Genomic DNA, 19,010 nt, shown 5'->3' on the forward strand with positions numbered 1-19,010 from the left:
TTTACTCCAGGCTCAACCGAAGAAGCGTTGGCCAGCGGCGGCCATTTCGCGGAGTTTGGGGGTCGGGTGGTACAGCGGCCCGAGGTCGGCGTACTTGTCGGCCATGGCGACGAATTCGGCCACGCCCAGGCTGTCGATGTAGCGCAGCGCACCGCCGCGGAAGGGCGGGAAGCCGATGCCGTAGATCAGGCCCATGTCGGCCTCGGCGGCGCTCTCGACGATGCCGTCCTCCAGGCAGCGCACGGCTTCCAGGCACAGCGGCACCATCATCCGCTCGACGATCTCCTCGTCGGTGAATTCACGCTGCTCGTAGGTGACCGGTGCCAGCACCTCGGCCACGGCCGGGTCGGCGACCTTCTTCGGCTTGCCCTTCTTGTCGGTCTCGTAGACATAGAAGCCCTTGCCGTTCTTCTGGCCGAAGCGCTGGGCTTCGTAGAGGGCGTCCACCGCGGTCTTGCGGCTTTCCTTCATGCGCTCGGGGAAGCCCTCGGCCATGACGTCGCGGGCGTGGTGGGCGGTGTCCATGCCGACCACGTCCATCAGGTAGGCCGGGCCCATGGGCCAGCCGAACTTCTCCATCAGCCGGTCGACGCGCTGGAAATCGGCCCCCTGGGCCAGCAGCGCGGCGAAGCCGCCGAAGTACGGGAAGAGGATGCGGTTGACCAGGAAGCCGGGGCAGTCGTTGACCACGATGGGGTTCTTGCCCATCTGGCGGGCATAGGCCACGGTGGTGGCGATGGCCTTCTCGCTGGTCTTCTCGCCGCGGATCACCTCGACCAGGGGCATCATGTGCACCGGGTTGAAGAAGTGCATGCCGCAGAAGTTTTCCGGACGCTTGAGCGCCTGGGCCAGCAGGCTGATGGAAATGGTGGAGGTGTTGGAGGTGAGGATGGCGTCCTCGCGCACCTGGCCTTCCACTTCGGCCAGCACGGCCTGCTTGACCTTGGGATTCTCGACCACGGCCTCGACCACCAGGTCGACGCTCTTGAAGTCGCCATAGGACAGCGTCGGGCGGATGCGATTGAGCGCCTCGGCCATCTTCGCCGGCTCCAGGCGGCCCTTCTCGACCCGCTTGTTGAGCAGCTTGCTGGCTTCGCTCAGCCCCAGCTCCAGGGCTTCGTCGCGAATGTCCTTCATCAGGATCGGGGTGCCCTTGAGCGCGGACTGGTAGGCGATGCCGCCGCCCATGATGCCGGCGCCCAGCACGCTGGTCAGCTTGACCGGCGCGGCCTGCTTCTCCAGCACCTTGGCCTTGCGCTTGAGCGCCTGGTCATTGAGGAACAGGCCGACCAGGCTGGCGGAGACCGAGGTCTGGGCCATCTTGGCGAAACCGGTGCCTTCGACTTCCAGCGCCTTGTCGCGGCCGTAGTTGGCGGACTTCTGGATGGCCTTGATGGCTTCCAGCGGTGCCGGATAGTGCGGACCGGCTTGGCTGGCGACGAAGCCCTTGGCCGATTCGAAGGCCATCATGGCTTCGATGGCATTGAGCTGCAGCTTTTCCAGCTTGGGCTTGCGCTTGGCGCGGTAGTCCAGCTCGCCGGCGGCGGCGCGGCGGACCAGGTCCAGGGCGGCGTCGAACAGGTGCTCGGGGGCGACCACGGCATCGGCCACGCCGACCTTGAGGGCGGTGGCGGCGTCGTTTTCCTTGCCGGACGCGATCCACTCGATGGCGTTGTCGCTGCCGATCAGGCGCGGCAGGCGGACGGTACCACCCCAGCCCGGATAGATGCCCAGCTTGACTTCCGGCAGGCCGATGCGCGCCGCGGTGCTCAGCACCCGGTAGTCGGCGGCCAGGGTCATCTCGCAACCGCCACCCAGGGCGATGCCGCCCACGGCGGCCACGGTGGGCACCGGCAGGTCTTCGAAGTCGTTGAAGATGCGGTTGATCTCGGCGATGCCGGCCTGCAGCTCTTCGGTCGGCCGGCCGAACATCTCGACGAATTCGGTGATGTCGGCGCCGACGATGAAGACGTCCTTGCCGCTGGTGACGATGACGCCGCGCAGGCCGGCGTGGGCTTTCAGGGCATCCACGGCCTGGCGGAATTCGCGCAGGGTGATGGCGCTGAACTTGTTGACCGATTCGCCTTGGAGGTCGAAGCGAAGTTCGGCGATGCCGTCCTCCACGTCGCGCACCGAAAGGGCTTTGCCTTCGAAAATCATCAGCGGGTCTCCCTTGAGTCCTGGTCGCGAAGCGGGCGGCGGCTTGGGTGGAAGCCGAGAATCGCCAGCCCCGATATTGTTCTGTGGAGGGCACCGGCCGGGCCGGGGCGAAAATTCATACAACCGTTTGAACGGCTCGCACAACCTTCTGGCAAAAGCGGGCGCTTGTCAATTGGGACGCACGGGGAAAGCGCGAGCGGGGTTCGCGTGGCGGGCGCTTGAGCTTGGCGCGCTTCTGTGCAAGATAGCCGTGGAGCTATCCCCGACTCCTGGAGTCGAAACTACAAGTGGGCTAGAGCCTGCGAATCGAGCGCCAGCCACGGTACGGTCTGGCGCCCCATCATGAAGGAGAGATGTGTATGGCCTACCAACACATATTGGTTGCCGTCGACCTGACCGAAGATTGCCAGCCGGTGATCCGCCGTGCGGTTGCCCTGGGTCAGTGCTGTGGCAGCAAGGTGTCGCTGGTGCACGTGGTCGAGCCCATGGCCATGGCCTTTGGCGGTGACGTGCCCATGGACCTGTCGTCGCTGCAGCAGCAGCAGATCGAGCAGGCCCGCGAGCGACTGGACGGTTTCACCACCCAGTATGCGGAGCTGGCCGGCAATTGCGTGCTGGCCTATGGGCAGCCGCGCCAGGAAATCCACCGCATGGCCAAGGAACAGGGCTGCGACCTGATCGTGGTCGGCAGCCACGGTCGTCACGGCCTGGCGCTGCTGCTGGGCTCGACGTCCAACGACCTGCTGCACGGCGCGCCCTGCGATACCCTGGCGGTAGCCTTGAAGAAAGATAAGGCCTGATCCCGCGGCCGGGCTGGATTATTCCAGTTCGGCCCAGCGTTCGATGAGGCGATCCAGTTCGGCCTGCAGCGCGTCCATTCGGGCGAGCTTGGCCTGGGTGACCTCGTTCGGCAGCTGGTAGAAGCCCGGGTCGGCAATGGCGGTCTGCAGGGCCTCCAGCTCGATCTCCGCGGTTTCGATGGCGCCCGGCAGGGCGTCCAGTTCACGCTGCTCCTTGTAGCTGAGCTTGCGCTTGGCCGGTGCGGCGGCAGCGGCCACGGGTGCCGCAGCGGGCGCGGGTTCGGCCTTGGCCGGCGCCGGCTTGCTGTCCTCGCGGGTCTGCACGCCGAGCAGGCGCGGCGAGCCGCCCTGACGCAGCCAGTCCTGGTAGCCACCGACGTATTCGCGGACCCGCCCTTCCCCCTCGAACACCAGGGTGCTGGTCACCACGTTGTCGAGGAAGGCCCGGTCGTGGCTGACCATCAGCACCGTGCCCTCGAAACTCAGCAGCACCTCTTCCAGCAGCTCCAGGGTCTCGACGTCGAGGTCGTTGGTGGGTTCGTCCAGCACCAGCAGGTTGGCCGGCTTGCTGAACAGCTTGGCCAGCAGCAGGCGCGCGCGTTCGCCGCCGGACAGCGCCTTGACCGGCGTGCGGGCACGCTGGGGGCTGAACAGGAAGTCGCCCAGGTAGCTCAGCACATGGCGATCCTGGCCGTTGATGGTGATGAATTCGCGACCCTCGGCGAGGTTGTCGATCACCGTCTTTTCCGGTTCCAGTTGCAGGCGCAGCTGGTCGAAATAGGCGATCTCCAGCTTGGTGCCGTACTGGATCTTGCCGGAGGTGGGCTGCAGGTCGCCCAGCAGCAGCTTGAGCAGGGTGGTCTTGCCCGAGCCGTTGGGACCGAGCAGGCCGATGCGATCGCCGCGCTGGATCAGCAGGGTCAGGTCGCGGATCAGGGGTTCGCCGCCGGGATGGGCATAGCTCATGTGCTCGGCGAGGATGACCTGCTTGCCGGACTTGTCGGCGGTTTCCAGCAGCAGATTGGCCTTGCCCTGGCGTTCGCGGCGCTCGCTACGTTCGTTGCGCATGGCCTTGAGCGCACGGACCCGACCTTCGTTGCGGGTACGCCGGGCCTTGATGCCCTGGCGGATCCAGACTTCTTCCTGGGCCAGGCGCTTGTCGAACAGGGCGTTGGCGGTCTCTTCGGCCGCCAGTTGCTGCTCCTTGTGCACCAGGAAGCTGGCGTAGTCGCCCTGCCAGTCGATCAGGTTGCCGCGATCCAGTTCGAGGATGCGGGTGGCCAGGGCCTGGAGGAAGGCACGGTCGTGGGTGATGAACAGCACGGCGCCCGGATAGCCGCGCAGGGCGTCTTCCAGCCAGGCGATGGCGCCGATGTCCAAGTGGTTGGTGGGTTCGTCGAGCAGCAGCAGATCCGGCTCGGCCACCAGCGCCTGGGCCAGCAGCACGCGCCGCCGCCAGCCGCCGGACAGTTCGGCGAGGGTCTTTTCCGCCGGCAGCTGCAGCCGGCTCAGGGTGCTTTCCACCAGTTGCTGCAGGCGCCAGCCATCGCGGGCCTCCAGCTCCTGCTGGACGTGCATGAGCCGCTCCATATCCAGTTCGCCGCTGGTGTCCTGGGTCAGGTGATGGTACTCGGCGAGCAATTCGCCGACGCCGGCCAGGCCCGCGGCCACCACGTCGAACACCGAGCGGTCGTCGGCGCGCGGCAATTCCTGCGGCAGTTCGCCGATCTTCAGCGCCGGGGCGCGCCAGACCTCGCCGTCATCGGCCTGCTGCTCGCCCTTGACGATGCGCAGGAGGCTGGATTTGCCGGTGCCGTTGCGGCCGATGATGCATACCCGCTCGCCCCGCTCGATCTGCCAGGACACCCCGTCCAGCAAGGGGGTGACGCCAAAGGCCAGGGATACGTTGGTGAACTTGAGCAGCGCCATGGGTTTCTCCGCGAAAAAGGCCAGCCAGTCTAGCAGAGACGCCCACCCCGGCGCCGGTCGACACGAGCCGGCGAAACGCCCGGACCGCCCGACGGCAGGCCATGGCCGACGCTTTCGCCGCCTGGCGCCGGCACGTAAGCTAGACTGCCCCGTGACGGTCGGCCGCTTGCCTTGCGCAGTGCGCGCCGCCCCCTCCGCATCCAGCTTTTACGGAATTCCCATGCGCGGTCGCCTGTTCGTCATCCTGCCCCTGCTCCTCGCTCCCCTGATCGGCTCCACCACCTCGCAAGCCGCTCCCCTGGAGCAGCAGCGGCAACTCTACGACCAGGCCAAGGCGGCGCTGGACCGCGGCGATGCCAGTGTCTACCTGGCCAATCGCGGCGAATTGCGCACCTATCCGCTGGAGCCTTACCTGGCCTATGACGAGCTGATCAAGCGCGTTCCCGGGGCCAGCGATGCCGAGATCGAGACCTTTCTCGCCGAGCACGGCGATCTGCCGCAGTCCAACTGGCTGCGCCTGCGCTGGCTGCGCAGCCTGGCCGATCGCGGCGACTGGAATCGCTTCGAGAAATACTATTCGCCGGACTTCAACTTCACCGAGCTGGACTGCCTGCACGGCCAGTACCTGATCGCCCAGGGCAATGCCAGCGAGGGCTTCAAGCTGGCGGAGAAATACTGGCTGGTGGGCAAGGCCCAGCCGACCACCTGCGACGGCCTGTTCCAGGCCTGGGCGGCACGCGGCCAGCTCACCGAAGAGCGCGTCTGGGAGCGTGCCAAGCTGGCTGCCGACAAGGGCGAGTACGGCCTGGTGCGCATCCTGTCCGCCCAGTTGCCGACGCTGTCCGGCCAGGCCCAGCGGCTGATCGACGTGGCCCAGAAGCCGCAGCAGATCGCCAATGTCCAGGCCTTCGCCCCGGCCAGCGAGAGTCTCGCCGACGTGGTCGGCCTGGGCCTGCGCAAGCTGGCGCGCCAGGACCCGGAACAGGCCATGAGCCTGCTCGAAATCTACAGCCAGCGCATGCCCTTCACCCGCGATGAAAAGGTCGCCATCGCCCGCCAGATCGGCCTGACCCTGGCAAAGAATTTCGATCCCCGCGCCCTGCCGCTGATGGAGCGCTATGACCCCGAGCTGCGGGACGACGACGTCAGCGAATGGCGAGCCCGCCTGCTGCTGCGCCTGGGTCGCTGGAGCGATGCCCATGCGCTGATCGAGCGCTTTCCGCCGAGCCTGGCCAAGGCCAATCGCTGGGAATACTGGCGCGCCCGCACCCTGGAGCTGATGCAGCCGCAGAGTCCGGCGGTGCTGCGGGAATACGCCGAGGTCAGTCGCGAGCGCGACTACTACGGCTTCCTTGCCGCCGACCGCAGCAAGGCGCCCTATCAGCTCAACAACAAGCCGCTGATGCTCAGCGACGCCCTCAAGCGCAAGGTGCGCAACACCCCCGGCGTGCAGCGGGCCCTGGAATTCATCGCCCGTGGCGAGCCGATCAATGCTCGCCGCGAGTGGTTCTATGTCAGCCGTCACTTCAACCGTGACGAACTGGTGGCCCAGGCCCGCATGGCCTACGACATGCAGTGGTACTTCCCGGCGATCCGCACCATCAGCCTGGCCAAGTACTGGGACGACCTGGACATCCGCTTCCCCATCGCCTATCGCGAAAGCTTCGTGCGCGAGGCCCAGACCCGCGGTCTGCACAGCAGCTGGGTGTTCGCCATCACCCGCCAGGAGAGCGGCTTCATGGCCGATGCACGCTCCGGGGTGGGCGCCATGGGGTTGATGCAGCTGATGCCGGCCACCGCCAGCCATACCGCCAGCAAGTTCGCCATTCCCCTGGCCTCGCCGCAACAGGCGCTGACCCCGGAGAAGAACATCCAGCTGGGCACTGCCTATCTGTCCATGGTCCATGCCCAGTTCAACGGCAACCGGGTGCTGGCCTCGGCCGCCTACAACGCCGGCCCGGGGCGGGTGAAGCGCTGGCTGACGGGCGCCCGCCACCTGGCCTTCGATGTCTGGGTGGAGACCATTCCCTTCGACGAGACGCGGCAATACGTGCAGAACGTGCTGGCCTATGCGGTGATCTACGGGCAGAAGCTCAATTCGCCGCAACCCCTGGTGGACTGGAACGAGCGTTTCTTCGACGAGACCTGAGTGCTCGCCGACCCGTCCTGACACCACCGCAGCGGACCCGCACGCCGGGTCGCGTCCGCTGCCTAACCCCTTCCCAGAGCCGTCACGCCACGCCGCAGCTGCATCCTGCCAGGCCCGCGGCCTCGTGACGGCTGCGCAAAACAGCGCCACCCCCTATACTGCAGCCCCTTTTTTTCCGCTATTGAACCGGAGAAACCCATGCTCAAGCGTTCGCTGGCCCTGGCAGCAGGCCTGGCCCTGTCCCTGACTTCCCTGCTCTCCCACGCCGCCGACGAACTGCGCGTCTCGGCCATTCCCGACGAAGCGCCCACCGAGCTGATCCGCAAGTTCAAGCCGCTGGGTGAATACCTGGAGCAGCGCCTGGGCATGCCGGTGAAATTCGTCCCGGTGTCCGACTATGCCGGCGTGGTGGAAGCCATGGCCTCGGATCGCCTGGACCTGGCCTGGTTCGGCGGCTTCACCTTCGTCCAGGCGCAGCGCAAGGCGCCGATGACCCCCCTGGTGCAGCGCGCAGAAGATCAGCAGTTCACCAGCAAGTTCATCACCGCCGACCCGGCCGTGAAGACCCTGCAGGACCTCAAGGGCAAGACCTTCGCCTTCGGTTCGGTCTCTTCCACCTCGGGCAGCCTGATGCCGCGCTACTTCATGCAGCAGGACGGCATCGTCCCCGAGCAGTTCTTCTCGCGGGTGGCCTATTCCGGCGCCCATGACGCCACCGTCGCCTGGGTCGCCGCGGGCAAGGCCGATGCCGGCGTGCTCAACGCCTCGGTGTGGAAGAAGCTGGTCGACGCCGGCAAGGTCGACACCAGCAAGGTCCGGGTCATCTCCACCACCCCGGCCTACTACGACTACAACTGGACGGTGCGCGGCAATCTGGATCCGCAACTGGCGGCCAAGATCAAGCAGGCCTTCCTCGACCTGGATCCGGCCAAGCCGGCCGACAAGGCGATCCTCGACCTGCAGGCGGCCAGCCGCTTCGTGCCGACCTCGCCGGACAACTACAAGAGCATCGAGGCTTCCGCCCTGGCGGCCGGCCTGCTCAAGTGAGTCTCGCCCTCAGGGGCGTGACGCTGGTACACGCCGACGGCTCGCCCGCCCTGGCCGATCTCGACCTCAACCTGCAACAGGGTGAGCAGGTCGCGCTGATCGGTCCGTCCGGGGCGGGCAAGACCAGCCTGCTGCGCCTGCTGGCCACCGGGCTGCGGCCGCTCGCGGGTGAGCTGGAGCTGCTCGGCCAGCAGCCCTGGAGCCTGGGCAACCGGGCGCGGCGTCAGTTGCGCGCCCGTATCGGCCTGATCCACCAGGCGCCGCCCTTGCCGGCGCGCCAGCGCGTCATCACCGCGGTGCTGGCCGGACGTCTCGGCCAGTGGTCGCTGGCGCGCAGCCTGGTCAGCCTGGTGCATCCGCTGGATCGCGCCGGCGCCGCGGCGGCCCTGGCGCCGCTGGATCTCGCCGATCGGCTCTACTCCTCCTGCGATCAGCTGTCCGGTGGCCAGTTGCAGCGCATCGGCATCGCCCGGGCGCTCTACCAGCAGCCGCAGCTGCTGCTCGCCGACGAACCCGTGTCGGCCATGGACCCGGTGCTGGCCGCCCATACCCTGGAGGTGCTGAGCGACGCCGCGGCGCGCCAGGGCACCACCCTGGTCACCAGCCTGCACAACGTCGAACTGGCGTTGCAGCGCTTTCCGCGCATCCTCGGTCTGCGCGCCGGTCGGCTGCTGTGGGACAAGCCCGCCAGCGCGGTCACCCCGACCGATCTCGCCGCGCTCTATGCCAACGAAGGCCTGAGCACCACCCTGCCGCCCGCCGCCCGGCCCCGGCTGCTGCTCACCCTGCTGGCCCTGCTGCTGGCCTGGCCGACGCTGCGCCTGGCGGAATTCGATCTGCTGGGTCTCTTCACCGGCGACAACGCCCGCACCATGGGCAACTTTCTCGCCGGCTTCTGGCCGCCCGCCCATGACGCCGACTTTCTCGCCGTGCTCGGGCGCGCCACCCTGGAAACCCTGGCCATCGCCACCCTGGGCATGGCCCTGGCGGCGCTGATCGCCCTGCCCGCCGCCCTGCTCGCCACCCGTGTGCTGTCGATCTCCGCCCTGCCCCGCGGCGGCCGTCCAGGCCGCCTGCCGCGCCTGCTCCGCGGACTGGTCCGCGGGGTGCTGATCGTCCTGCGCAGCGTGCCGGAGATCGTCTGGGCGCTGCTGTTCGTCCGCGCCGTGGGCCTGGGGCCGACCGCCGGGGTGCTGGCCATCGCCATCACCTATGGCGGCATGCTGGGCAAGGTCTATGCGGAAATCTTCGAATCGGTCGATCCCGGTCCGGCGCGGGCCCTGCTGCTGCAGGGCGCCGGTCGCCTGCAGGCCTTCGTCTATGGCGTGCTGCCCAACGCCGCGGGCGAGATGATTTCCTACAGCGTCTATCGCTGGGAGTGCGCCATTCGCGCCTCGGTGGTGATGGGCTTCGTCGGCGCCGGGGGCCTCGGCCAGCAGGTCGATCTGTCGCTGCGCATGTTCGCCGGTGGCGAGGTGGCCAGCCTGCTGCTGACCTTCCTGGTGCTGGTGCTCCTGGCCGATGTGCTCAGTCGTCTGCTGCGCCAGGTGGAGCGTGGTCAGGGCCGGGGCCGGGGCGCTCTGACGGTGCTGGCCATGGGCGCCGCCCTGGTGGCGTCCGCCAGCTACCTGGGCACCGCCTTCGGCGAATTGCTGAGCGCTCGCGCCCTAGGCCAGATGGGCAGCTTCCTGGCCGACTTTCTCCAGCCGGACTTCTCCCTCGCCCAGCTGTCGGCCGTGGCCCACGGCGCGGTGGAAACCCTGGCCATGTCGGCCCTGGGTACCCTGCTCGCCGGGCTGCTCGGCATCCTGCTGGCGCTGCCGGCGGCCGGGCGCCTAGGCCTGGGCGCCCTGGCGCTGGCGCGGCTGCTGCTCAATGCCCTGCGCGCCGTGCCGGAACTGGTCTGGGCGGCGCTGATGGTGCTGGCCGCCGGCCTGGGACCCAACGCCGGGACCCTGGCCCTGGCCCTGCACACCGCCGGGGTGCTCGGCCGGCTGTTCGCCGAGGCCCTGGAAAACACCCCCAAGGCCCCCGCCGAAGCCATTCGCCTGGCCGGCGGTGGCGCGCTGGCGGCCTTTCTCTACGGCACCCTGCCGGCGGTCTGGCCGCAGTTGCTGGCCTATCTGCTCTATCGCTGGGAAAACAATATCCGCATGGCCAGCATCCTCGGCTTCGTCGGCGCCGGTGGCCTGGGGCAGCAGCTGTACTTCAGCCTGAGCCTGTTCCAGCAGGCCCAGGCCGCCACCGTGATCCTCGGCATGCTGGTGCTGGTGCTGGGCGTGGATCTGCTGAGCAATTGGGCCCGGCAGCGCTGGGTCGTCCGTTAACGAATCTCCGGCAGCAGCAGCGCTGGCAATTGCGCGAGAAAAGCGGCTTCATCGTCGAGCTGGCGCAGATCCAGCCAGAGCGCATCGGCGTCGATGCGCCCCACCACCGGGATGGGTAGCTGGCGCAGGCCTTCTTCCAGTTGCCGCAAGGCGCGCCCACGCAGGCGCTTGCTGACCTGGGGGCGACAGCACAGCGCCGCCCCAGGCAGGCGGGCCACCGGCTGGGCGCCACTGCCGATCATGCCCAGCGCCGGCTCCACGCTGACCGCATAGGTCGAGCCCAGCACGGCGGCGAAGGCCGGTAGCAGCCGCTCGGCCTGAGTGGTGATGGCCTCGGCCGGGCGCGACAGCAGGCGCAGGCTGGGCAATCGCTCGGCCAGTCGATCCGGATCGCGATAGAGCGCCAGGGTCGCCTCCAGGGCGGCCAGGGTCAGCTTGTCGACCCGCAACGCCCGCTTGAGCGGATTCTTCTTGATGCGCTCGATGAGGTCGCGGCGACCGACGATGAGGCCGCACTGGGGGCCGCCGAGCAGCTTGTCGCCACTGAAGGTCACCAGGTCGGCGCCGTCGCGCAGGGCCTGCTGCACCGTGGGTTCGGCGGGCAGTCCCCAACGGGTCAGGTCCACCAGGGTGCCGCTGCCCAGGTCTTCCAACAGCGGCACTTTATGGGCGCGGGCGATGGCGGCCAGCTCCGCCGTAGCCACGCTGGCGGTAAAGCCCTGGACGCTGTAGTTGCTGGTGTGCACCCGCATCAGCAGCGCGGTGCGCGGGCCGATGGCGGCTTCGTAGTCGCGGGCATGGGTACGGTTGGTGGTGCCCACCTCCACCAGCTTGACCCCGGCGCGGGCCATGATGTCCGGGATACGAAAGGCGCCACCGATCTCGATCAGCTCGCCGCGGGACAGTACCCCTTCCTTGCGTGCGCCTATGGCATGCAGGGCCAGCAGGACCGCCGCGGCGTTGTTGTTGACCACCGTCACCGCCTCGGCGCCGGTGAGTTCGCGCACCAGGTCGGCGACCAGGTCGTCGCGATCGCCGCGTTTGCCAGTGGCCAGGTCGAATTCCAGATTCATCGGCTGACGCGCGGCCTCGGCTACCGCGGCGATGGCCTCTTCCGCCAGCAGCGCCCGCCCCAGGTTGGTGTGCAGCACCGTGCCGGTGAGGTTGAACACCCGCCGCACCCGCGGCTGGCTGTGCAACGCCAGGCGCTCGCCCAGACGGCCGGCCAGCACGCCCTCCTCCACCTCCACCGCGGTCAGGGTGCCGGCCCTCAGGGCCTCGCGCAGATCGTCCAGCAGCGAGCGATAGCCGCCAAGGACCTGCTCGCGACCGTGGCGTTCCTCCAGCGGACGCGAAGCGGGATGGCGCAGCAGGCGGTCGATGGACGGCAGGCGGATGGCGGTCATGGGAGCCTCTTGGGTCGAGTCGACCCCCAGTGTAGCCCGAACCCGCGGCGGGTCGACCAGGGGCGCCGGACTGCCGCAGGCTCGTCCCGCCCTGGGAGAGAGCGGCCCGAACCCGGACCCGGGGCGTCCGGAAATGACCCCCGGGTTCCCGGTTTGCCGCGTGCCAGAGCCCGTCCTAGGATGGTTTCGCGGGCTCTTCCCAGCCACCTGCCGCGGTCCTGGCGTGGAGGGCCCTGGCCACCACGTCCACCTCACGACAATAACAAAGGTGCCGTCATGTCCAAGAAATCCTCCCTCTGGGCCAGCGATGGCCTGCTCGACAACAGCGACATCGTCAGCCTCGGCAACTTCACCTACCTGCACACGCTGAAGAGCGCCGCGGCCACGCCGCTGGCGCAGACCCACACAGCCAGCACCCCTACCGTCAGCGAATTCCTCAACGGCGCCATCAGCGAGTACGTGCTGGGTGGCACGCCCGACGGCATGCGGCCGTTCCTCGTCGATGGCCATCAGCTGACGCTGCACAACTCGCTCAACGGCGCCACGGCCCACAGCTGGATCACCGCCGAGAACCAGGTGCTCATCACCTATGCCGGCACCACCAGAGGCGAGAATCTGCTGATCGATCCCCTCTCCACCGCCGGTGGCCTGCTGAGCGATCTGCAGATCCTCGGCCAGCAGGTCTCCAGCGCCCAGCGGCAGTCGCTGGACTTCGCCCACCAGGTGATCGAGGCGGCGGCCAAGCAGGGTTATGGCACCCAGGACATCTTCGTCACCGGCCACTCCCTGGGTGGCATCTCGGCGGCCTACGTCGCCCAGCAGACCGGTCTCGGCGGCATCAGCTTCGAGGCCTCGGGCATTCCCCGCGATGCTCAGGCCGTGGGCCATGGGGGCAATTTCGTCAATGTGGTCACCCTCGGCGATCCGGTGGCCAACTACAGCTCCGACATCCGCGGCGAACAGCCCTTCGCGCCGAGCTTCGTCAGCCAGGCCGAGGGTGGCGGCAGCCTGCCCCACTATGGCTCGCTATTTTTGATCGGTGCCCAGGCCGACCAGCACGACCTGACCCAGGCGGCGGCCAAGGTCGGCCACCTGTTCAACGGCGACAACGGTGGCCAGGTCAATCCACTGGGGGCGGCCCTGCATCCGCTCAGCGTGGCCGCCGGAATCGCCGAAGCGGCGCGCCTGATCGCCGAATTCCATCTGCCGGCCGCCGAATACACCAACCTCGGGGTGACCCCTACCGGTGGTTTTCTGGACACCCTGCCGGCGCAGATCGGCACGGCCCATGGCCCGGTGCTGATGGTCGGCAACTACAGCGTGGCGGAATTGCAGGCCTTCGCCGAGACCCACGCCACCTTCGGCTAGCCGGCTCGCGGCGGCCTTGTTTCGCCGCCGCGAGAGAACTCCCTCCTGCCGTTCGGGTCTGCCCTCCTATCGTCCGGGACCCCGTGGGTCCCGCCCGCCTTTAGCCCAGGAGAACCCCATGACCGCAGACGGTCCCCAGCGCATGACCGATGAAGAAGCCCAGGAATTCGCCACCGAGGTGTTCAACCTCGCGCGCACCGGCAATGCGAAGGTGCTGGCCCTGGTGCTGGAAAAGGGGCTGACGCCCAATCTGCGCAATCACAAGGGCGACAGCCTGCTGATGCTGGCCAGCTACCACGGTCACCTGGACGCCAGTCGTGTCCTGCTGGAGCACCGGGCCGATCCGAACCTCGCCAACGACATGGGCCAGTCGCCCCTGGCCGGCGCGGCCTTCAAGAACAACCTGCCGATGGCCGAACTGCTGCTGGAGCACGGCGCCGCCGTGGAGGGCGCCATGCCCGACGGCAAGACCGCGCTGATGATGGCGGCCATGTTCAATCACGTGCAGATGGTGGAATTGCTGGTCGCCCGCGGCGCCGACCCCAAGGCCCGGGACGCCGCCGGCAACACGGCGCTGAGCGTGGCCCGCGCCATGGGCGCCCAGGACACCCCTGCCGTGCTGGAGCGACTGGGCGGCGTCTGATCAGCGCTTCTGGTAGCGATAGAACAGATTGGGTTCGCTGACCACATAGAGGTTGCCGGCCGTATCCAGGGTGACACCCTCGGGCTGGCGGATCCGCCGTGACAGGCCGCCGAAGGGCGCCACCAGGGAACGGGTATCCAGGGTATGGCCCTGGTCGTCGAACTCGATCAGCACCCGCGACTCGTCGCTGAGCAGCAGCAGGTGACCGGTGCGGCGATCGACATGGACCGCGGACAGGTCACCGGTGCTGGGCGCCTGGTCCAGCCAGGCCTGGCGATCGATGATGCGCAGGGCGAAGTCGCCGTCGAAGCTCCTGAGCAGGCCACGGATTTCATAGAGCTTGCGCGGCGAATGCTCCTTGACCACGAACAGGCGATCGCGGGCGGCGTCGTAGTCCAGGCCTTCGAAGCCCTGGTTGGCGCGGGGGAAGAGATCCAGGGTCAGGCTGCGATAGTCCTTGCGCCGGAGCACGTCGTCGCCTTCGGGGATGCCTACCAGGGTCAGGGCGTTGGCGCCCTCTTCCGCCAGCAGCAGGCGGTCGTTGCCTAGATAGGTCACGCCTTCGACGTCGTCGAAGCCTTCCAGGCGATGGCGTTGCAGCAGCTCGCCGTCACGGCTCAGGGCCAGCAACTCCGGCGGATTGTTGACCACCGCCCAGAGCCGATCCCGTTCCGGGTCATAGCTGAGGTCGGACAGATTCTCGGTGACCCCGGCCACCGGCTTGGCTTCCACCGCCACCCGGTAGCGACCCAGTTCCAGGGAGGTTCGGGGTTCGCTCTGCCACTGCTGGCCGAGCCAGAACAGCAACTGGCTGTCCAGATGGCTGCTGCGCAGGCCCTGGGTCACCCCCAGTGCCAGCAGCAGGGCCAGGCCCAGCAGCCAGCCGGTCCGTCCGATCCTGATCCGTCGTACCCTCGCCGTCATCGCCTTGCCCCGTCATTGTTGTACGGGGCGGAGTATCCGGGGCTGTCTTTATGGTTGTGTGACAGTGCTAACGCCGGGGCTGAACGGGGTTACCCTCCCAGCGCGAGCGACCTGGCAGGGTTTCGCCCTTCATCACCAGCGACAGCGGACCCAGTTCCACGTCGTCGCCGACGCGGGCGCCATAGAGCACCACGCTGCGCGGCCCCAGGTTGACGCCCTTGCCCAGCTCCACCTCGCCGACCTTCATCACCCGGTCTTCGAACAGATGGGTCTGGGGCCCGGCCAGGGCGTTGAGTTCGCCGTGGTCACCGAGGCGCACGCAGTCGAATTCGGTGAGGTCGGTGGTGTCCAGGTAGGTGCCACGACCCAGGCGGGCGCCGAGCAGGCGCAGCGCCAGCGGCAGCCAGGGCGTGCCGCGCAGGGCGCCGAGCAGATTGGGCACCGCCAGGGTTTCGTAGAGGCTGGTGATGGCCTCGCTGCGCCAGACGAAAAAGGTCCACATGGGTGCCGAACGCGGGCGATAACGGCCTACCACCAGCCACTTGAGCCCCAGCACGACCAGGAAGCTGGCCAGGGCGAAGGCGCTGCCGGCCAGCAGGGTCTCGCCGAGCAGTTGCAACCAGGCGCCCTGCTGCCACAGCGGCACCAGGGCCTCGGCGATGGCGCAGCCGGCGGCCACGGTGAAGCCGGTGGGCAGCACGATGCGCAGGGCTTCGATCAGGCCACGCGCCACCCGGCGCCAGGGGGCCGGGCGGAAGGTCAGGCTTTCCGGGTAGCCGGTCAGGGTTTCCCGCGCCGGCAGCCGGACCGCCGGCGAGCCGAGCCAGGTTTCGCCCTGGCGCAGGGGCACACCCTCGTCGAGTCGACCCAGGACACCGATCAGGGCGTCTTCGGGGATGTGGCAGCCGTCGGCGACATAGGCGCCGTTGCCGACGAAACTGCGCCGGGCGATGGAGGTGCGTCTGAGGGTCATCCAGCCCTGGGCGACCTGTTCGTCACCGAGCATCACGGCATCGGCGATAAAGGTCTCGGCGCCCAGTTCCAGCAGCGAGGAGACCGGACCCTGGGCGGTGGATATCTCGGCATCGCGACCGACCCGGGCACCCAGCAGGCGATACCAGAGCGCCGAATAGACGGTGGCATAGAGGCCCTGCAAGCTTTGCAGCGCCGACTCCTGGATCAGGTTGGCCAGCCACTTGCGCCAGTAGAAGAGGCTGTCGATCGACCACTGGCCTTCTTCCAGCCGCGGCAGGATCAGCCGCCGCGCCAGGGCGCAGCCGAGCAGGGTCAGGGCGACGCTGACCACGCCCAGCGGCAGGGCCAGGACGCCGTATTGCAGGGCATCGAGCAGCAGCGAAGAGGTGTGCCACCAGGGTAGTCCACCAAAGCTTTCCAGTTCGTCGATCAGCAGCGCCAGGGGAAACAGCGGCATGAAGAACAGCACCGAGACCACCAGGCCGCTGAGGGCATAGAGGCCCTTGAGCAGGGCACGCTGGGCACGGGACACCGGGGCCGGCGGCAGCACGCGGGCACCGGCGGCACCCTGATCGCGGGCCGGCGCGCCGCCCCAGTGGCGGCCGGCCGGGATGCGCTGACCGCTGCGCAGGGCGGATTGGGCCTGCAGCCGCGCACCGTCACCGAGGGCGGTGTCGCCTTCGAGGATGGCATAGGAGCCGACCTGGGCTTCGCGCCCCAGGGTCACGGCGCCGAGCAGCAATTCGCCGCGCAGCACCCGGGCGTTTTCGAAATTGACGCCGTTGCCCAGGCTGGCGCCCTGCCCCAGGGTCAGCAACTCGGGGACGCGCAGGGTCAGGGTGCCGACGAAGGCTTCGGCGCCGACGCGTGCGCCAAGCAGGCGCAGCCAGCCCCGCGCCAGGGGCGAGCCGCTGAGCAGGTAGGCCGGCGCCAGAGCGAGGAAACGCTCACCCAGCCACCAGCGGTAGTAGGTCAGACCCCAGAGCGGATAGCGACCGGGCTGCAGGCGGCCGGTGAGGCGCTTGCCCACCACGGCCACGGCGAATTCCAGGCCGATGGCCAGGACGAACAGGCTGAGGGCGGTCAGCATCGCCAGGGGCAGCGCGGTGCCGGAATGGATCAGCAGCGGGAAGGCCAGGAAGGGCGCCAGCCAGCGGCCCAGGCGCAGGGTCAGCAGCGGCGGCAGGGCTACCGCCTGGGCCAGGCCACAGCGCCAGCGCCGCCAGCGGCTGGGTGGCGCCCAGGCCTCGGTGGCCGTCGTTGCGCCCGCTTCGGCGGCGTCGGCCTCCAGGGCCTCGGCGATGGCGCCCAGGGTGCGGCCGGCATAGACCGCCTTGACCGTGGCACTGGCATAGCGCGGATCCTGGCGCAGGCGCGAGACCAGCCGGGCGGCGAACAGCGAGTGCCCGCCCAGGTCGTCGAAGAAATCCATCTCGGCGTGCAGCGGCTGACCGGGGAAGAGTTCGGCGGTGGCCGCCAGCAGCGCACCCAGGGCGCCGCTGGCCGGAGCGACCGGCGCCACCGCAGCGATGGCCAGGGGGCGGGCCCGCAGTTGCTTGCGATCGATCTTGCCGGAATTCAGCCGTGGCATCTCGCCGAGCCATTCGAAGCGGCTGGGCACCATGTACAGCGGCAGGCAGCCGGCCAGTTCGGTGCGCAGCAGGTCGCTGCGTGGCAGCGGGCCGCCATCGCCGACCAGGAAGGCCACCAGTTGCTCCACGCCGCCCTCTTCGCGCAGCACCACGGCCACGGTCCCGACCCCGGGTTGGCGGGCCAGGGTGGCTTCGATCTCGCCCAGCTCGACGCGATAGCCGCGGATCTTCACCTGGTCATCGACCCGGCCCAGGCAGTGCACCTGCCCGTGTTCGTCGACCCGCGCCAGGTCACCGGTGCGATAGAGCTTGAGATCGTGACTGCCGGTGCTCCAGGGATTGGGCAGGAATTTCTCGGCGGTCAGCTCCGGGCGGCCCAGGTAGCCATCGGCCACGCCGGGACCGGTGATGCAGAGTTCGCCCACCTGGTCGCGCGGCAGCAGCGCCAGCGGCTGGCTGGCATCGGCAGGCACCACCAGCAGGCTGTAGTTGGGCAGCGGCCGGCCAATGGTCACCGGCTCGCCCGGTTGCAGCTGCGCCAGACTCGCCGAGACGGTGGCCTCGCTGGGGCCATAGGTGTTGAACAGCCGCCGCTGCGGCCGGCTCCAGCGTGCCACCAGGGGCTCGGGGCACATCTCGCCGCCCAGGTTGATCAGGCGCAGGCTGGGGACGTCTTCCGGCAGCAGCGCCAGCAGGGTCGGCACCACGTGCAGCACGCTGATGCGATTGGCGCTCAGGGCGCGGGCCAGGGCCTCGGGATCGGCGGTGATCTCGCGCGGGGCCAGCCAGAGGGTGGCGCCCACCAGGTAGCTGATCCAGATTTCTTCGAAGGACATGTCGAAGGCCACCGAGAAACCCTGGTAGACCCGATCGCCGGCTTCGATGCCGAGCAGCGAATTCTCGCTGCGCAGGAAGTGGCAGATGCTGTCCTGGCGGATGCCGATGCCCTTGGGCTTGCCGGTGGAGCCGGAGGTGTAGATCAGATAGGCCAGATTGTCCGGAGAGACCAGGCCGCGCCGGCGCAGGGTTTCGCCGCTGCCCAGGGCGACGCTCAGCGCGTCGGGGGTCCAGCAGTGCAACCCGGGGCGCGCCAGCAGATCGGCGAAGGGCGCCCCGGTGATCACGCCTACCGCCTGGGCGTCTTCCAGGCACAGGGCCACGCGGTCGGCCGGGGTTTCGGCATCGCAGGGCAGCCAGGCGGCGCCGGTCTTGGCGATGGCCAGCTGCATCACCAGCAGCTCAATGCCGCGCGGCAGCCAGAGGCCGACCACGCGACCGGGCCCGACGCCGGCGGCCAGCAGCCGCGAGGCGGCGCGGTCGGCCCAGGCGTTCAGTTCACCGTAGCTCAGGCTGCGCTCGCCTTCGAGCAGGGCGGGTCGCTCCGGCGCCCGCGCCGCGGTGGCCTCGAACAGATCGGCGAGGACTTCATCGCGGCACAGATCGGGGCGGATGGGGCCTTCGACCAGACTGAGGGAGAGTTCGGCAAGCGCTTCCATGGGGGACAGCCTCTGGGTGTTTAGCGCAGTTTGTATCTCCCGGGTTACGCGCTCCTTAAGGGGCGCTTAGGGTTTGCTTAAGGCTGGCGGCCCCTCGCGCTGGGGGCGCCGGAATGGCTCTAGGCTGCGGCCTTCGCGAGACTCGCCACTGATCGGGGATGGACGGCGGGTCGCTGGCGAGGCCAAAAAAAACG

General features: G+C 68.6%; 11 protein-coding genes and 2 pseudogenes. 8 read left to right on the top strand and 5 right to left on the bottom strand.

The window, feature by feature from the left end; translation table 11 throughout:
- Nucleotides 1-12: 12 nt before the first annotated feature.
- The gene (gene fadB / locus OXS31_RS19325; RefSeq protein ID WP_267401412.1) at nt 13-2,160 is read right to left on the bottom strand and encodes a fatty acid oxidation complex subunit alpha FadB; all 2,148 of its coding nucleotides are present in this window, start codon (nt 2,158-2,160) and stop codon (nt 13-15) included.
- 359 nt (nt 2,161-2,519) lie between these two features.
- Here fadB and OXS31_RS19330 point away from each other — a divergent pair, with 359 nt between their 5' ends.
- Nucleotides 2,520-2,960, top strand: a complete 441-nt coding sequence (locus OXS31_RS19330) for a universal stress protein (RefSeq protein ID WP_007162381.1) — start codon at nt 2,520-2,522, stop codon at nt 2,958-2,960.
- Nucleotides 2,961-2,978: 18 nt separating this feature from the next.
- On the opposite strand, the gene OXS31_RS19335 is transcribed toward OXS31_RS19330, so the two are convergent.
- On the bottom strand, nt 2,979-4,889 hold the full coding sequence (locus tag OXS31_RS19335; protein WP_267401414.1) for an ATP-binding cassette domain-containing protein: 1,911 nt from the start codon (nt 4,887-4,889) through the stop codon (nt 2,979-2,981).
- A 220-nt stretch (nt 4,890-5,109) separates the two neighbouring features.
- Between OXS31_RS19335 and OXS31_RS19340 the strand changes: the two genes are divergently transcribed.
- The 5 genes and pseudogenes from OXS31_RS19340 to phnE all read left to right on the top strand — a co-directional run bounded on the left by OXS31_RS19340 (nt 5,110) and on the right by phnE (nt 10,412).
- Nucleotides 5,110-7,038, top strand: coding sequence for a transglycosylase SLT domain-containing protein (locus tag OXS31_RS19340; RefSeq protein ID WP_267401415.1), 1,929 nt, complete (start codon nt 5,110-5,112; stop codon nt 7,036-7,038).
- Nucleotides 7,039-7,236: 198 nt separating this feature from the next.
- Nucleotides 7,237-8,085, top strand: coding sequence for a putative selenate ABC transporter substrate-binding protein (locus OXS31_RS19345; RefSeq protein ID WP_007162378.1), 849 nt, complete (start codon nt 7,237-7,239; stop codon nt 8,083-8,085).
- Nucleotides 8,086-8,102: 17 nt separating this feature from the next.
- Nucleotides 8,103-8,591, top strand: a pseudogene (locus tag OXS31_RS19350) (ATP-binding cassette domain-containing protein); the annotation flags it as partial.
- A gap of 231 nt (nt 8,592-8,822) precedes the next feature.
- Nucleotides 8,823-9,620 (top strand): annotated as a pseudogene (locus tag OXS31_RS19355) (ABC transporter permease); the annotation flags it as partial.
- Between the two features lie 60 nt (nt 9,621-9,680).
- A complete protein-coding gene (gene phnE / locus OXS31_RS19360; RefSeq protein ID WP_267401453.1) occupies nt 9,681-10,412 on the top strand; it encodes a phosphonate ABC transporter, permease protein PhnE in 732 nt (243 codons plus the stop codon).
- On the opposite strand, the gene selA is transcribed toward phnE, so the two are convergent.
- A complete protein-coding gene (gene selA, locus OXS31_RS19365; RefSeq protein ID WP_267401416.1) occupies nt 10,409-11,818 on the bottom strand; it encodes an L-seryl-tRNA(Sec) selenium transferase in 1,410 nt (469 codons plus the stop codon). The two genes, phnE and selA, sit on opposite strands and share 4 nt — an antisense overlap.
- 276 nt (nt 11,819-12,094) lie before the next feature.
- On the opposite strand from selA, the gene OXS31_RS19370 reads away from it, so the two are divergent.
- Together OXS31_RS19370 and OXS31_RS19375 are read left to right on the top strand one after the other, a co-directional pair.
- Complete coding sequence (locus OXS31_RS19370; protein WP_267401417.1) at nt 12,095-13,186, top strand: hypothetical protein; 1,092 nt, start codon at nt 12,095-12,097, stop codon at nt 13,184-13,186.
- 118 nt (nt 13,187-13,304) lie between these two features.
- Nucleotides 13,305-13,829: an ankyrin repeat domain-containing protein gene (locus OXS31_RS19375; RefSeq protein WP_267401418.1), complete on the top strand. Its 525-nt coding sequence runs from the start codon at nt 13,305-13,307 to the stop codon at nt 13,827-13,829.
- Here OXS31_RS19375 and OXS31_RS19380 read toward each other — a convergent pair whose 3' ends face one another.
- On the bottom strand, nt 13,830-14,753 hold the full coding sequence (locus tag OXS31_RS19380) for an SdiA-regulated domain-containing protein (RefSeq protein ID WP_267401420.1): 924 nt from the start codon (nt 14,751-14,753) through the stop codon (nt 13,830-13,832).
- 67 nt (nt 14,754-14,820) lie between these two features.
- Nucleotides 14,821-18,816, bottom strand: coding sequence for a Pls/PosA family non-ribosomal peptide synthetase (locus OXS31_RS19385; protein ID WP_267401422.1), 3,996 nt, complete (start codon nt 18,814-18,816; stop codon nt 14,821-14,823).
- Nucleotides 18,817-19,010: the final 194 nt, after the last annotated feature.

The organism is Pseudomonas sp. GM_Psu_1 (assembly GCF_026544185.1).
GTDB classification, from domain to species: domain Bacteria; phylum Pseudomonadota; class Gammaproteobacteria; order Pseudomonadales; family Pseudomonadaceae; genus Chryseomonas; species Chryseomonas oryzihabitans.